General features: G+C 59.8%; 9 protein-coding genes. 5 read left to right on the top strand and 4 right to left on the bottom strand.

What is annotated here, in order from left to right:
- Positions 1-14: 14 nt before the first annotated feature.
- From yidC to J3D46_RS04360, 5 genes are all read left to right on the top strand, one after another.
- Positions 15-986 (top strand): membrane protein insertase YidC, encoded by a 972-nt coding sequence (yidC, locus tag J3D46_RS04380; protein WP_231338790.1) that lies wholly within the window; start codon positions 15-17, stop codon positions 984-986.
- Positions 986-1,537: a R3H domain-containing nucleic acid-binding protein gene (locus tag J3D46_RS04375; protein WP_231338791.1), complete on the top strand. Its 552-nt coding sequence runs from the start codon at positions 986-988 to the stop codon at positions 1,535-1,537. Before yidC ends, J3D46_RS04375 begins: the two co-directional genes overlap by 1 nt.
- A 6-nt stretch (positions 1,538-1,543) precedes the next feature.
- The gene (gene rsmG, locus J3D46_RS04370) at positions 1,544-2,194 is read left to right on the top strand and encodes a 16S rRNA (guanine(527)-N(7))-methyltransferase RsmG (protein ID WP_253465277.1); all 651 of its coding nucleotides are present in this window, start codon (positions 1,544-1,546) and stop codon (positions 2,192-2,194) included.
- An 87-nt stretch (positions 2,195-2,281) separates the two neighbouring features.
- Positions 2,282-3,337, top strand: coding sequence for a ParA family protein (locus J3D46_RS04365; protein ID WP_231338793.1), 1,056 nt, complete (start codon positions 2,282-2,284; stop codon positions 3,335-3,337).
- A gap of 67 nt (positions 3,338-3,404) precedes the next feature.
- On the top strand, positions 3,405-4,613 hold the full coding sequence (locus J3D46_RS04360; protein WP_231338794.1) for a ParB/RepB/Spo0J family partition protein: 1,209 nt from the start codon (positions 3,405-3,407) through the stop codon (positions 4,611-4,613).
- Between the two features lie 5,958 nt (positions 4,614-10,571).
- On the opposite strand, the gene trxA is transcribed toward J3D46_RS04360, so the two are convergent.
- From trxA to murJ, 4 genes are all read right to left on the bottom strand, one after another.
- Positions 10,572-10,898 (bottom strand): thioredoxin, encoded by a 327-nt coding sequence (gene trxA, locus J3D46_RS04355; RefSeq protein WP_014923339.1) that lies wholly within the window; start codon positions 10,896-10,898, stop codon positions 10,572-10,574.
- A gap of 34 nt (positions 10,899-10,932) precedes the next feature.
- Positions 10,933-11,889 (bottom strand): thioredoxin-disulfide reductase, encoded by a 957-nt coding sequence (gene trxB, locus J3D46_RS04350; protein WP_159700378.1) that lies wholly within the window; start codon positions 11,887-11,889, stop codon positions 10,933-10,935.
- Positions 11,890-12,091: 202 nt separating this feature from the next.
- Positions 12,092-13,792, bottom strand: a complete 1,701-nt coding sequence (locus J3D46_RS04345; protein ID WP_231338795.1) for an ABC transporter substrate-binding protein — start codon at positions 13,790-13,792, stop codon at positions 12,092-12,094.
- A gap of 141 nt (positions 13,793-13,933) precedes the next feature.
- Positions 13,934-15,943 (bottom strand): murein biosynthesis integral membrane protein MurJ, encoded by a 2,010-nt coding sequence (murJ, locus tag J3D46_RS04340; protein ID WP_231338796.1) that lies wholly within the window; start codon positions 15,941-15,943, stop codon positions 13,934-13,936.
- Positions 15,944-15,945: the final 2 nt, after the last annotated feature.

Below are 15,945 nucleotides of genomic sequence, written 5' to 3'. Positions count from 1 at the left end.
AATAGGGATATCGTATGGACTTCTTTGAAACGATCATGTTTCCGTTCAAGTGGCTGGTGTCAATCATCATGGTTGGCTTCCACGAGGGACTGAGCTTCATTGGCCTGCCCGCCGCGAACGGCTGGACGTGGACTCTGTCCATCATCGGCCTCGTGTTGGTGATCCGTGCCGCCCTGATTCCAGTCTTCGTCAAGCAGATCAAAGCGCAGCGCGGCATGCAGCTGCTGCAGCCGGACCTGAAGAAGCTTCAGACCAAGTACAAGGGCAAGACCGATCAGCTCTCCCGCCAGGCCATGGCGCAGGAGCAGATGGCGCTGTACAAGAAGCACGGCACCAACCCGTTCTCGGCCTGTTTGCCGATGCTGATTCAGATGCCGTTCTTCTTCGCGCTGTTCCAGGTGCTGTCGGGTATCTCCAACGCCAAGAACGCGGGCAATGGCATCGGTGCCATGAGTGCCCAGCAGGTAGTTGAGTTCGACGAATCCAGCATCTTCGGCGCACCACTTTCTTCTGCGCTGTTGCACGGCGGGGCTGGAAACGTCTCGGTGGTAGTTCTCTCTATCGTGATGATCGTCGCCATGACGGCCTCGCAGTTCATCACCCAGAAGCAGATCATGGCCAAGAACATGTCCGAAGAGGCCATGGCCAGCCCGTTCATGCGCCAGCAGAAGATGATGCTCTACATCCTGCCGCTCGTGTTCGGTATCGGCGGCATCAACTTCCCGATCGGTGTCCTTATCTACTGGACCACCACCAACCTCTGGACCATGGGCCAGCAGTTCTTCGTCATCCGTCGTATGCCCACCCCGGGCTCACCTGCCGCCAAGGCACTGGAGGAGCGACGCGCTGCGAAGGGCCTGCCGCCGCTGCTGGGTGGCAAGAAGACCGCGGACGCTGCTGCTGAAGCCGAAGCTGCTGCCGCTGCAGCAGCCGAAATCCGTGCCCAGCGCGTCCAGCCACAACGTAAGAACAGGAAGAAGAAGTAATGTCTGCCGAGAGCACTGAAGAAGTTATCGCCGCTGTGACTGAAGACCAGGAAGTCTCCACGGAAGAGACGCAGTCCAAGACGGCCAGCCGTTTGGAAGAGGAAGGCGACATTGCTGCCGACTACCTCGAAGAACTTCTTGATATTGCCGATATCGATGGCGACATCGACATCGAGGTTCGCAATGGACGCACGTACATCTCCATCGGCGCCGATGAAGAGTCCGCAGCCTTGGACAGCCTCGTAGGACGCGACGGTGAGGTCCTGGAAGCACTGCAGGAGCTGGCCCGCCTGTCTGTTCTTTCTGCCACCGAAAACCGTTCGCGCCTGGTGCTGGACATCAACGGGTACCGCAAGGAGCGCGCCGGCGTCCTTCAGCAGATCGCCGAAGACGCCGTTGCCAAGGTCAAGTCCGACGGCGGAACCGTCGCCCTTGAGCCGATGAGCGCTTACGAACGCAAGATCGTGCACGATGCTGTCGCCGACCTCGGATTTGTTTCCGAGTCCGAAGGCGAAGGCGCTGGCCGCCACATCGTCGTCTCGGCTGACTAGCAGCTCATGGTTGACATCACCGCAGCTGAATTGGAAGCGGCAGAGAAGATCTTTGGGGAGCGCTTGGATCTCGCCAAGCGCTATGTGGAACACCTGGCGACGTCAGGAACTGAGCGCGGACTGATTGGCCCTCGCGAGATTCCGCGATTGTGGAGCCGGCACGTTCTTAACTGTGCAGTCATTGAATCCGCCATTGCCATGGACAGCCATGTGGCCGACGTTGGTTCCGGCGCAGGCTTGCCGGGTCTCTGCCTGGCGATTGCCCGTCCGGACCTTGAGCTGACGTTGATTGAGCCGCTGGAACGTCGAGTCATCTGGCTCCAGGAAGTCGTTGATGACCTCGGCCTGGACAACGTCACCATCATGAAGACGCGTGCTGAGCTCGCTGTCGGAATGGTTGACGCAGATGTTGTTACCGCCCGGGCAGTTTCTGCTCTGTCCAACCTGGCAGGCCTCACGATTCCGCTGTTGAACGGCCGTGGTGAAGTGGTGGCCATCAAGGGTCGCAGTGCCGCCGAGGAGATTGAGAAGGCAAAGAAGGTCATCCGCAAACTTGGCGGCGTGGAAACGTCCGTTGTGGTTTGTGGACAGGAGCTTTTGGAGGAACCCACCACCGTGGTGAGGATTATCGTCAATAAGCCCGGAAAGACAGTCTGAGACCCGCTCGGTTTCCCGCGTGTCGGCGGCTGAGCAGTTAGGCTAGAGAACGGCAGCAAGCGCCGAATGAGAGTGAGAGTGTGACCAGTGGGCAGTAGTGAAACCTCCACGCAGCGAATCCCCCCGTTTATGTCTTTGGGGTCCGCGCGGGCCATGGCCACACCCTCTGCGTCTCTTCAGTCGGCGATAGTGCGCACTGATTCGGTTGATAATGCTGCTGTTTCACGTGAAACCGTATCTGATGGAGTGCATAACGTGATGGATTCCATTGACGATTCGAGTCCCATCGCCCGCCAATTGGCCAACGAGACCCGTCGGCGCGAACGGTTGATTGGCAGGGAACTGCCCAAGCCGGACAAGACCCGCATCTTCACGGTTTCCAATCAGAAGGGTGGGGTCGGTAAGACGACTACTACGGTGAACATCGCCGCTGCCCTGGCCTCTGCTGGCCTCAACGTGCTGGTGATCGACATCGATCCCCAAGGCAATGCATCGACGGCTTTGGGCATTGAGCACCATGCCGACGTCGACAGCATCTATGACGTCCTGATCAATGACCTTCCGTTGAAGGACGTTGTGGCTCCGTGCCCAGACATTCCGAACCTGATTTGTGCACCCGCGACTATTCACCTCGCCGGCGCAGAGATTGAGCTGGTTTCCCTGGTGGCCCGCGAGCAGAGGCTTCGACGCGCCATTGACGTTTATGCCAAGGAGCGGGAGAAGAACGGCGAAGGCCGCCTGGACTTCATTTTCATTGACTGCCCACCGAGTCTGGGACTGCTGACAGTCAATGCGTTCTGTGCCGCGAGTGAAGTGCTCATTCCCATTCAGTGCGAGTACTACGCACTTGAAGGCCTGAGCCAGCTTCTCAAGAACATCGAGATGATCCAGAAGCACCTCAACGCTGACCTGGTGGTCTCCACGATTCTGCTGACGATGTACGACGGTCGGACAAACTTGGCTGCGCAGGTGGCGTCCGAGGTCCGTCAGCACTTCCCCGAGCAAGTTTTGGGAGCTGTGGTTCCGCGCTCCGTGCGCATCTCTGAAGCGCCGAGCTACCAGCAAACGGTCATGACCTACGATCCTTCGTCGAGCGGCGCGCTGTCCTACATGGAAGCCGCTGCCGAAATCGCTGAACGCTAGAATTCTTGAAACACTGCAACAGCCTGAGCAGTTCCGTGCTCGGCTATTTCATCGGAGGGATGAATCAATGAGCGAAAAGCGAAGGGGCCTCGGCAGGGGTCTTGGGGCTCTCATTCCTAGCTCGGCCGCGGCCCAGGGAAACGGCGCCGCACCATCCCGCCCAGTGGACCTGTTCTTTCCGGAAGCAAGGAAGACAGAAGAGCAGGCCGTAGAAGCTCCGATTCACGAATCAACGCCTGAGGCGGAGTCCAAGCCGGCCGCTGGCAAGGCTGCAGCGCCAAAGACCAAAACTGCGGCTGCCAAGGCCCCGGTCAAGTCCACCGCGAAGTCATCGCCAGCGAAGCCTGCTACTAAGCGAGCTGCCGCGTCCGCTGATCTGACGGTGGATGACTCGGAATCCGCTGAGGCTGCAACGACGTCGTCCACTCGCTCTGCTGCGGACGTGGAGTTGGTGGAGGTTCCCGGTGCTCGATTTGCCGAGATTCCCGTGGGCGACATTCACCCGAACCGCAAACAGCCCCGTTCGGTCTTCGATGAAGACGACATGGCCGAGCTGGTGCACTCTGTCCGGGAAATTGGAGTCCTCCAGCCAATTGTTGTACGTACTTCAACCGAAAAGGGTGGAGAACCGTATGAATTGGTTATGGGTGAGCGCCGCTGGCGTGCAGTACAGGCCGCGGGACTGGAAACCATTCCTGCAATTGTCCGCGACACCACCGACGACGACCTGCTGCGCGACGCTCTGCTGGAGAACCTGCACCGCAGCCAGCTGAACCCTTTGGAAGAGGCCGCGGCCTATCAGCAGCTCCTTGAAGACTTCGGGACCACTCACGAGCAGCTTGCGGACCGTATCGGTCGATCACGCCCCCAGGTGTCCAACACTCTCCGCCTCCTGAAGCTTCCGCCGTTGGTGCAGCGTCGGGTGGCCGCCAGTGTGTTGTCTGCCGGCCATGCACGTGCTCTCCTCGCACTTCCTGATGCAGCTGCGATGGAACGCTTGGCACAGAAGATTGTGGCTGAGGGTATGTCTGTGAGAGCTACGGAGGAGGCAGTGGCTCTGTATCAGGATCCCACTACTCCTGCCAAGAGCAGCATCCCAAAGGCCAACGCGCGCCATGAGCGCTTGGACTACTTGGCGTCATCCCTTTCGGATCGTTTGGATACTAACGTGAAGATTACCCTTGGCGCACGTAAAGGACGCGTGAGCATTGAGTTCGCCAGCGTCGAGGATCTCAACCGCATCATGGATGTACTTGGACCTGGTGCCGAAGACTAGTTCATATTGATTCAACTGAATGGGGCTTACTCTTCGAGTGAGTCCCATTTTTGTGCCATAACTCAGTAGGAATGGCCCATTTAGAGCGGGTGGCTAATCTGCCCGCGTGGCTCAAGACTGTTCCTGCCGGAAGTGTGTGCATTGGTTTTGTGAGTGGATGGTCCCGGCGCAATGTTTCACGTGAAACTGGCGATTGCAGCCAGGCCGCCATTCTGAGGGAAATCCGCGTGGTGAGACTGCGCCTAGTAGGTTTGCAGCGCAGGAATTACGGCTCCAGGTCTCCGATGGATTTGGTCAGTTTGCGCTTCGAATTGGTCGCTGAATGGCTATTGCCGAGTCCATCGTCGAAATGCTGCACCCCTGAGTGGTCAGGCGACTGTGTCGCTTGGTTGATAGGCTCGTGCCTACGCGGCTAAGAATGCGCATACGCCGAGGAGTAGGCTCGATTGTGGCGGTTTCACGCTGACTGTGAGGCAGGTGGATGGTGGGGGGCGCATTGGAAGGAGTGCACACTCCTTTGCGTCCGGAATGAGTATTCGCTGCTGCGGAACACATTTGGTGGTGGCCGTAGCGACTCATGAGGGTGGGCAGCTCCATCGCTTGATCGGTCTCGTTGGTCTTGAACGAGCAGAAGGATCATTCTTTGGGATGTTTCACGTGAAACTGCTGTGGACAGTCTCCGGCGTGCGAGTATCTCTAAGATTGCGGTCTGTTCTGGGGCCTGCGCGGCTCTCGTACCATTAGGCAGAATGCCTGAGACTCAGAACCGTGGGCGAACAGTTGGGCGGGTGGCAGCCCGTCCGCCCAACTATGAGAGGCGGGAGACCCGCTTTCCGCAATCGTTCGGCTCGATAGCTGCCTGCCGTGAACAATGAAGTAGGCTCCATGCCTCGGTTGGATGGCGTCAAGGTACTCGGTTTCTGACCCATTGCACCAGGTAGTACCGGCAAAACTTGAATGATGGTGTCGGGCAAAGGACTCCGTAGGTTGTTTTCTTGAGCTGTGGCTGCCTAGCCGGCTGGTACGAGCTCTCTGCCTGTGTGCCTTCTATGATCACGTGCCGACGTTTCACGTGAAACGGTGCCACTCGCATATCGGTAAAGGGGTTACGAATCACTCAAGAGATGATGGGAGTCATGTTGGTTAGGGTTCGATCTTAGTCAGTGGATGAATAGGGTTTGGATCCCTGCTTCAGTCCCCAAGCCGCCTAACGCGCGGTTGCCGATATGAACCAACCTGGAACTCCGCATTAGAGTCTCGTTGCATGTCATTCACCAATTCCCCGGCTCCTTGGATGTTTCACGTGAAACAGGTGTCTCGGCAAATCCAATGATGAAACCTCAGCGGCCCTATTGTGCAGTTCCGAGATTCTCGGGCATTGGGATGTAGGGGGGGGCAGCTGAGTGATGTAGGGGTGCGGGCTGTGGTGGGCGGCATTGTGCCTCACGACCATACTGGACCGCTCCCCTGTCTGTTTGGAATGAGGTCCAGTTGTGAGGAGTGCAGTCGGGGTCACTTGAGTCGTGATTGGGTCGCGAAGAGCAGTCCCCTGGCTGGATGCCCTCCAGGACCCCAGTGGCTGGAAGGCATAATTTCCATTGCCATATCAGGCCCGCTCCGGATTGTGCTGTGACAATGCCCTCCGCAACTCACTGCGATCCGTGCCGTATTCGGAATGTGATGGACATAGTACGATCAGTGCCTCTCCGTCGACTGGCAGAGGACCTTGGAAGACGTAGGCTGCGTACTTCGACGTTGGCGTGCCGGATGGGCTGAGAATGGCCCATGCGCATCTGGGAAAGTGACAGGTTGGATCATTGACTAACGCGTGGCCAGGCCCCCGGCATCTTGTTGTGTTGGAGACGGTGTCGTTCCTATCCGGCCTAGGCGGTGGAGAGTCCAACTTCGGCTAACCTCGGTGCTGAACTGAGCCACGCACGTGGAGGTCTGCAGGCAGAGGCACCAGGGCAAACGTAGTCGGTTCGGAGACTGGGCCACGTGCCGAAGTCCCCCGCGCTCACCGTCCTGGGGAGCAGCCACCGAACATTCGATAGAGGGCGCAGGCCGCTCCTCGCCGGAGAGCTATGGTGGCCGGAATTTCCGAGTGCTCCTGGCGTCGTGGACAGGTGTGTGTGCTTGGCTGCGGTGGGCTTGAGTTGTGCACGCGTGGAGACGCATCAGGCGTGGGGGCTTTGGGCATCCCCGCTGTCTTGTCTCCCTGCAGTTGGCTATGGGCGCAGGCGTCGATCCGGGCTGCCGAAGCATCACGCCGAACTGATACGTGGAACTCTGGAGCATACGGGGCCTCCCCCTCGAGGTGACAGCTGCAGTGCAGCATGGGCCGTCTCAACGTTTCAGTGCAGCGCCTTCAAAGAACACCTTCCAAAGACGCGCGCAACTGTGGGTTCGGCGCAGGCGCACTTGGGAACGGCCTCGGAATGGTCTGATGTCGTTTGTGCCGCTACAGGGTCTCACCTGTTGACCGCCCGTCACGACAGAGCAACACTCTCCCTGCGCCTAAGAAAGGAAGGTTTGCCCTTGCTAGGGGTCGCCTTGTCATCTCTCTTGATCCTCATAGTTGTTACATGTTTCACGTGAAACAGACGACCCGACTCACGCTGCAGAAGCACTGTCACGGGTGCCTCGCGACTGTGCATATCGCAGTGGATATCTCTGTGGATAACATTGGGGATAACTTTGTGTGCAAGTTTCGGTTTCACTCCCACCTTCGGAGCGCAATGCGGTTTGCCCCAGGGTTCTCGCCTGGTTGCTATCCGTCGCTAGGAGCACTGCGTATACGGCGGTCCCGGGTGGCTGACGCGGCGGGCTTTTTTGACTGTGTTTAACGCCATATTCCTTTGATTTTGGCGTACTTTCACTTGAGTCCGACGAGCTCGCAGAGCCGTGCAATGCGGCAGCTTGAAAGCGGTGAATTCGGTAGGGTCTTCATTGACCCACCACGGACGACGTAGGGCTCTGTGAATAATGTCATGGGCCGTGGATAAGCCTGTGGATAAGAGTGTGCACAACTTCAATGTCGGGTTAGGTGCATCAGTGGACAAGTGTCTGCGTTGACACGTGCATTCGTCGTCACGTCCGCGATTTAGCTCGCTCCGACGGTCTGACCCAGCCTCCCGAATAGTGGTTCATTGTAGGGGGTTGCTCGCGTTCATGTTGCCGTGTTGGAATAGCCGCCACTTCTTTGCGGACCAACAGCGGTTCTAGTTGCCATCTGAACGCCACTTCGCAGATCGGTAAGAATAGCCAGCTTCTTCGAGGATGCACATTCATCCGATGTCTAGAGCAGATGTCTGCTGCGGTCAGCTACTCGGTGGTTTCCCGTGGCGGCGTCCCCGTACCCTATCCTGAAGCATCAGGATAGGGTCGAGCGCTGAGTCCTGGAGGTCAGTTGGTCGCAAGTGCTGGCAACGTCAGCGTTCGACCTCCAGCACAATCTGCGGTGCGCTCCGCAGTTCCGCCGCAGGGTGGTCATTGCTCACCTCCCCCGGGTCTTGGTTGGCGTTTTGAATGGCCAGACTTGGTCCAGTCGTGAACTGCCGGCTACGAGTGTGGACGCCGAAGCATCCATGGAGGAGCGTGGCCAAGTCGTCCGTAGCCGTCAGTGTCTAATCCAGTTTGCTGCACCCGTCTATGGCACAGCGCTACGCCATGTGCTGGATACGAGTGCTGCGACGTTTCACGTGAAACAAGGCGTGCTCGGGTGGCCACAGTTTCACGTGAAACATCGCAGGATCGATTGACCACTGTGTGAGTCTCCGGTGATGGAGGGGCCAGTGTGTGAGTGCACTTTCGAGCACGCCTGGTGCGTTTCTGGAGCTTTCATTCTGCCGGTCGGGTGAATCCTCTAGCAGGCTTCCTCCGGGCAGTGGCGACGGCTCTATAGGTGAGCTCGCTGGGTTCCTGCCGGCCCTTCTGTGTGCTGCGCCCCATTCCTGCGCGAGACGCGTTAGGGGGCTCAATCGTCACGTCTGGGGCACTTGGACCTTTGCAGGTGGCGTGCTCCCGTCATCGGTTGGTGGACTGGAACGCGGCTCAAGCGATAGGCCTTGAGTAGGTCAGCAGCACTTGGCAGGACGAGGCACTGCGGGGGGGGCATAATATTGGGAACCGCCGGACCCTGCAGCACCAGAACCGTATGCGCTGGTAGGTGTTCCGTTGAGGAGAGGACGACCTTCTTACCCAGGGCCTTACCCAGGCACGGTTGTGGCATCCGTGGCCCTTGGGAGACCGTGCGGGGGGCCACAGCTGCGGAATGTTCGGGTGTGTTTCACGTGAAACACCGCAAGACCGCACCGAAGACTCTGATCTGAGCGTGGTTGCGAGCTGCAGAGTTGGCGGGACGACTAATCATCAGGATGCGGAAGGCGGTCACTCAAGTGGTGCGGTGACACAGGATTTGGACTGTTTCTGTTCGTGGGCAGCCCGGAGGCAGCAGAGCGAAGGCGATACGTCACGCTTCTTTGCTGGAGCGCTCATGCCCAACAAGTGATCCTTTCGGTGTCGTGGCTTCTATACCTGTTGAGAGGCGTCAATCACGACGATTTGATTGTCGCTCTGATCTATCCAAGCCCGCGATGGACCCATAGTCGTTGCTGGCGCACCTGGAGTCTGTCGGTGGATAATTCCCAAAACTATTATTGGGTTCGTTTGCTCAGCTACCTGCCATCCAGCGGTAGGGACTCGGTTGCTTGAATTCCAATCAGAGCGCACCAACGCTGAGTTCCTGACCTTCTTTGGTGTGGATGCATGCCAGGGCTCTCAGGAGGCTCTGAGAGCGCCTTCAGCCGGTCGGATTCCACCGATACCTGCAATGGGACCGTTCAAACACCAGGCATCCACGAGGGGCTGAGTGGTCGACTGCTGTGACTACTTCCATGGCGTTACGAAGTACTCTGGCGGGCCGTAGACTGACTCTTCCCCTTTGCACCCCTGCGCCGGTGATGAGTGCAGGCACTCCCCAACTGGGGTACACCGACCTCCCAAGCCCTGGGTTCGAAGTCAGGCCGAGTGTTTCACGTGAAACAGCCACACATTCGACGCATTTCTCCCCTACAGGAAGGCCTCCATGCGGCGCCGGCTTCACCTGAGCACGTGGGATTTGACCAAATGTGGGACCTAGCACTTGTCTACAGTTGCGGAACCAGGAACATTTCCTGGCAACGAAAAAGCGGACAGTTTCCCCCACTTGGTCTTGTCTAGGCAAGATCCACTGAATGGGGCGTATCCGAACTTCAGTTCGAGTTCGGATTCATTGCAACCCTTTCCAGACGAGACAAGGATGCAATTCCTTCGACCGCAGTTCTTTGCTCGGCGCGGGCTACCGGTGCTGGGAGAACACACGGAACCATAACTCAGCCGTCTACGCTTGCATTGCTCGGACTGCTATGGCTAGAACCGAGCGCTTCTGAGTACCCCTTACTCTCAATGCTTCTGACGTTCAGGGAACTGAAGGTGGTCCGTTGGAACCGGCGCAAACGTAGAGAAGACCTTACCCGCCGGTGCAGCCTCCGCCATCCATTTCCCATGGGTGACGATTATCCTAGCGAGCGGCCAGCTCCCCAGCGAATCAACCTGAAGGATTCCTGGCTTTTGAGAGGGAGGCCGGACTCAGCTCATGGCATCTCTGTTCGGGGGTCGGTATGTCAGAGACGGTTGGGGGCGTCGACATGAGGGCTCCCTGGAATCAGCACCCGGTCCTCGGTCGCACTGGAGGTAGGTGAGAGTGGGTTTGGCCGGTCGGCGCGAATTTCGGCCTACCCCAGGTAGGGAGAAGTGAAATGCACGAAGCGGTCGCGAACGAAGCCCACTACGGCAACCAGCCACGGGAAAGAGACCGAATTTGGTTCATTTCCTTGAAAAACGACAAAAGCCGGCGGTTCCCACCCCCTCAGGAGCGGCAACCGCCGGCTTTCGACGAATCAGGATACGGAAGTGAACCTAGGACAGAACGTCCGCAAATTCCTTCTCGAAGAACTGCTTCGGCTTGGCGCCAATGACAGTGCTCTTAACTTCTCCGCCGCTGAACAGGTACACGGCCGGGATGGACGTGATGCCGTACTCGGCCGCGATTGCGGGGTTGTCGTCGACATTGAGTTTTACAACGTCAACCTTCTCGCTGTACTCAACGGAGATTTCGTCGAGGATCGGGCCAAGCTTGCGGCAGGGGCCGCACCACTCTGCCCAGAAGTCTACGATGACCGGCTTCTCGGAAGCCAGGACATCCGTGCTGAAGCTTGCGTCAGTTACGTCTTTTGCGTTGCTCATAACTTTTCCCTTCGTATGGTTGCTTGGATGCAGCTTAGGAGTTCAGGTCTGCAAGGTAGTGCTCAACATCGAGTGCGGCCACACAACCGGAGCCCGAAGCCGTGATGGCCTGGCGGTAGGTGGGATCGATGACGTCGCCTGCAGCGAAGACACCCTTAATGTTGGTACGGGAGCTACGGCCCTCGACGGCGATGGTTCCCTCGGGCGTCAGGTCAATCTTGCCCTTGATGAGGTCCGTGCGGGGATCGTTGCCGATAGCGACAAAGACGCCAGTGACCGCGAGTTCGGACTCGGTGCCATCCACCAGGTTCTTCAGCTTCAGGCCAGTGACTTTGTCTCCGCCAAGAACGTCCTCGACGGCCGTGTTCCAGACGAAATTGATTTTCTCGTGTGCCTGCGCGCGGTCGCCCATGATCTTGGAAGCCTTGAGCGTATCGCGGCGGTGGACAACAGTGACAGACTTTGCGAACTTGGTGAGGAACAGTGCTTCCTCCATTGCGGAGTCGCCACCGCCAATGACGGCGATGTCCTGGTCCTTGAAGAAGAAACCGTCGCAGGTTGCACACCAGCTAACACCGTGGCCGGAGAGGCGCTTTTCGTTCGCCAAGCCGAGCTCGCGGTAGGCAGAGCCAGTGGACAGGATGATGGCCTTCGCTTGGAAGGTCTCCCCCGTTCCGATGGTCACGGTCTTGATGTCGCCGTCGAGATCGAGTTCGGTGACGTCCTCGAACTGGATTTCGGTGCCGAATCGCGCGGCCTGCTTTTCGAAGTTCTCCATGAGGTCCGGACCCATGATGCCCTCGGGGAAGCCCGGGTAGTTCTCTACGTCCGTGGTGTTCATCAGTTCGCCACCAGCGGTGACCGAACCGGCAATGAGCAGAGGCTTCATGTTGGCACGGGCGGTATAAACAGCGGCGGTGTAGCCGGCTGGGCCTGAACCTACGATGATGACGTCACGCACCTGCGATGCGCTGTTTTCTGCAATGCTCACGTGGCGTGAACCTCTTCCTTAGTCGATGCTGCGGCTTTCGGGGCAGCCACCTGACTCAACCCCGGTTACGCCCCAAATATTCCGTTGGAGTTGGGGACCCTAAAAGCCACCATCATTCAGGGTACCGTCTGGAGACACGGCAAATCGAAGTGGGGACTCCCGTGACCGGGAGCCCCCACTGGGCGAAAGAATGAGAATCGAACTACTGAACAGTTACCTCAGCCAGGCGCAGGCCGAAGCCGAAACGGGTCTTCGGTGCGGCCAGCTTGGGGAGCGTTTTGATATCCACGATGACGTACTGCGTCTGCGTCGGCGCAGCCAGGGGCATGGTCAGCTCCGGAGAAGTGAAGCTGTTGGTGCCTACCAGCTTGGCGCCGTCCATGGCCGGACGGTCGTTGGTGTAAACATTTATGCTGCCGCCGGATCCACCCAATTGGTTCAACACAATGGACTTGACCTCAGTTTTTTCCTTGAGCTCAATGACCAGCGGCATGTTGGTGACGAGTCCACCCCAGTCGGCTGTAGCAAACTCCATGTCTGACCAGTAGCTTGCCGCGTTGCCGTCAAAAGCCCTGGTGAGGTCCTTGTCGTACTCTGCAGCGAAGGGGAAATCACCAAGACGCGTAATTCCAGCGATGGCAGGCGGCACGGCAGGAGGCGCAGTCTCCGAAGGCGTGGGTTCCTCTGATTGGGTGCTGTTGGTCTGAGGCGCAGTCGTGTTCTGCGTGGCTGCGGGCGTACCGCTGGGAAAGAGGCTGCCCAGGTTGGTGACTGCGAGGACGAGTCCCACGATCAGCACGGCAGCCAGCAAGCCGCCGACGAGCCAGCGCAGCGAACGGGGCTCCTTCTCCGGAGCGTCGTCCTCGTAAACTTCCTCGTCGTCGTAATCGTCCTGGACAGCGGCCGACGCCGGGAAACTGGTGGGGGCACGGTCGTAACCGGCGTCTGAGGTACCTCGCGCAGCGGCTGCAGTGCCTCCAGCAGCAGCCGCGGCACCTCCCCCGGCAAAGCCGTAGTCCTCTTCGGACCACAGCGAAACCTTGGGCTCAGCCGGTTCACGTGCCGCTGTCGGCTGCGCATTGACGGCCTGGGTCGGGGGCTGGGCCGGTGCGGGTGGAGCCGACGGAGCCGGCTGGGACGTCACGGCCTGGGTGGGCGGCTGGGCCTGGACACCGGCTGTAGCCGCGCCGGCACCGGAGGCAGCGGCACCGGAGGCAGCGGCTCCGGGGGCAGCGGCACCAGGGCCGGCAGCTGCACCGGCGTCGTGATTCTTGGAAGCCGAGTTCTTCAGCGCGGCGAGTCCGGCTGCTCCGGCACCCGCAGCAGCAGCCAGCTTTCCGGCGATGCCGCTCTTGGACGACGACGGGCTGGAAGAAGGCATGGGAGGCACATTGCCGGCCTGGGATCCGGTGGCGTCCTGCTGGGTGTCGTCATCGGATGGGATCGGGTAGCCGTTTTCGTCGTACTGGATGTACTCGGCGTCGTGCTCATCGTCCTCGTACAGGCCGTCGTACGTTTCGGGCTCGTAGGTGCGTGCCTGGCCGAAGATCTCGCTGCCGAGCGTCTCAGTGAAGAAGGGCTCGATGTAGGGCGGGTTGGTGGCAACCACCAGATCCAGCAAGTCAGGCGCGGTGCTGTGGTTGGTGATGAGGTAGGTGGTGTTGTCGCTGACGCCGAGGTCCAGGATCTGAACGTGGCCCGGCCGCTCCCCTGTGGCCACTTCACGGGCGCTCTGAGCTACCTGTTCCGCGTTTCCGGGACCGGCGACAAGGATGCTCACGGGACGGTTGAGGACCTGGTCCACGCCGTCGAGCACCTGATCTTGGTCATGCGAGGTCAACACATTGGCCGTGACCTTGTAGCGGCCGCCAAGTACTGATCCGACGTCGATCGGGTGGGACACGTGTTCCTCCTAGGCTGTCCGGGAGCTGCGGGTCCTGCACGCGGCCGGCCCGGCGAGCCGGTTCAACCGCTTTTGCAACTACCTGTATTCGTTTTCTAGCCTAGCCGATTGATGCCCTGCGCCCACGTTGACGGCACCGGCTCACTTCCGGTGGTTTCCGCGCGTTGGGAAGTAGGGATTGCGTCCGGCGTCGCCTTGATAGGTACGCCGACCCGGCAACGGGACCTGAGGCCTGAACCTGCCGCCCCGGGCCGTGCTGGGCGCGTCCTCTTCCGGCAGATAGGTTTTCGGCGCATCCGGAGCCTCCGTACTGGACAACGGAGCAACGCGTTCCACAGCAGGGCCGGCCCGGTAGGACGCCGCGTCGAACTCGCCCGAGATACGGGGAATCAAACCTGTATCGTCTGAAACCGTGGCGCGGGCCGCCGTCGTGGGTTCTGCAACGGCGCCCGTCACCGGTGCGGGAGCGCGTCCCAAGCGCCCCATCAGCGGGCGCAGGAGGTCGCGAAGTTCGGTGACGTGGAAGACGCGCAGCAGGACCAGGTAGGCGACCAACATGACGGGCCCGACGACGACCACGGTCACCAGAGCGGCCGGGCGGCTGCTCCAGGCGAAACCGTCGGCACGGTAGCTGCCGAGGAGCCACAGCGCAGCCGCACCGGCCAACGCGGAGCCCAAGCCGGCGTAGCCCATGCGGATGTACGAATTGGCGATACGAGGGCCGTCCAGGTGGCCCAGCATGCGGCGAAGGAACACCACGCTGATCACCACGGAAAGAATGTTGCCCAGGGTGTAGAGGATCGCGATCGCGTAAATGATCTGCCCAACGGGCAGGAACTGGATGAAGAACGCGCCCACCACGTAGATGACCGCCAGCCACAACTGGACGTACAAGGGCGTGCGGGCGTCCTCGTTGGCATAGAACACGCGGGACATCATGAAGTTGGCGCTCAGGAACGGTGTACTGAGGGCAAGGATGGTGAGCGTCTGGGCCAGCATGACGCCATCCTGCTTTTCGCCACCCGAGAAGAACATGCCCAGCGGACCCGCCAGGGCGAACAATGCCAAGGCACCGAAAACCGTGGCAACGGCCATGGTGCGAAGGCCATGGGACAGGGCATCGCGCAGCTCGCCCTTGTTGCCATCCTGGGACGCGCGTGTCATGCGGTTAAAGAGGACAGTCGCCAGGGACAACGCGATGATCGAGTGCGGCAGAAGGTACAGCTGGCTTGCGACCTCGAGGACGGCGTTGCCGGGCAACACAGCCGCGGCAACAGTATTCCCTGCATTGCTCAGGCGGAGGCGCTCAGCACCGGGAATGGTGGCGATCCTCATGACGTAAAGGAACGCCAACTGTCCGACGGCGGCAGTCGCCAAGGTCCAGACGCTCAGCTTGGCAGCCTGGCCAAGTCCAACCCCGCGCCACCCGAAGCGGGGACGAAGGCCAAGGCGAAGCCGGAAGACGGGGACGAGCAGGATGGCCGTCTGGGCGATCACGCCGAAGGTCGAGAACCCGGCAATCAGGAATGTCTGGGTTGGCCCCCAGTTGTCCACGGTGTGTGGGTTGGTGATGTTGGCGCCCAGGATCCAGATGAACATGCCCAGGCCGGCGATGGCCACAAGGTTGTTCAGGATAGGCGCCCACATAGCCGGGCCGAAGGCGCCGTGGGCGTTCAGCACCTGGGTGAGCATGGCGTAGAGGCCGTAGAAGAAGATCTGCGGGAGGCACCAGAACGCGAACGTGACGGCCAAGGCCTTTTGTTGCTCGGAGTAACCCTGGGTGGTGAGGTCAATGACCAGAGGCGCCGCGAGCGTCACCAGGGCTGTCAACGCCAGCAGGACCAGCACGGCCAGGGTCAGCAGGCGGCTGATGTAGTCCGCACCGCGGTCCGGGGCCTTGCTTGCCTTGATGATCTGCGGGACAAGCACAGCGTTGAACACGCCACCGGCCACCAGCAGGAAGATCAGGTTGGGCAGGTTGTTGGCGTTGATGAAGGTGTCATTGACCGTGGAACCCAGGCCAAGGGCGGCGCCGAGCATCCACGTTTTTGCGAAGCCAAGGAACCGGGAAACGAGCGTTCCTGCGGCCATGATGGCGCTGGAACGTGCTTCTCCGGATTGAACGGACTGGGTGGTTTTGGCTTCAGACATCG

Source organism: Paenarthrobacter sp. A20 (assembly GCF_024168825.1).
Lineage (GTDB): Bacteria > Actinomycetota > Actinomycetes > Actinomycetales > Micrococcaceae > Arthrobacter.
Note: the sequence above shows the minus strand (reverse complement) of the source record. Positions and strands in the feature narration are given on the sequence as shown.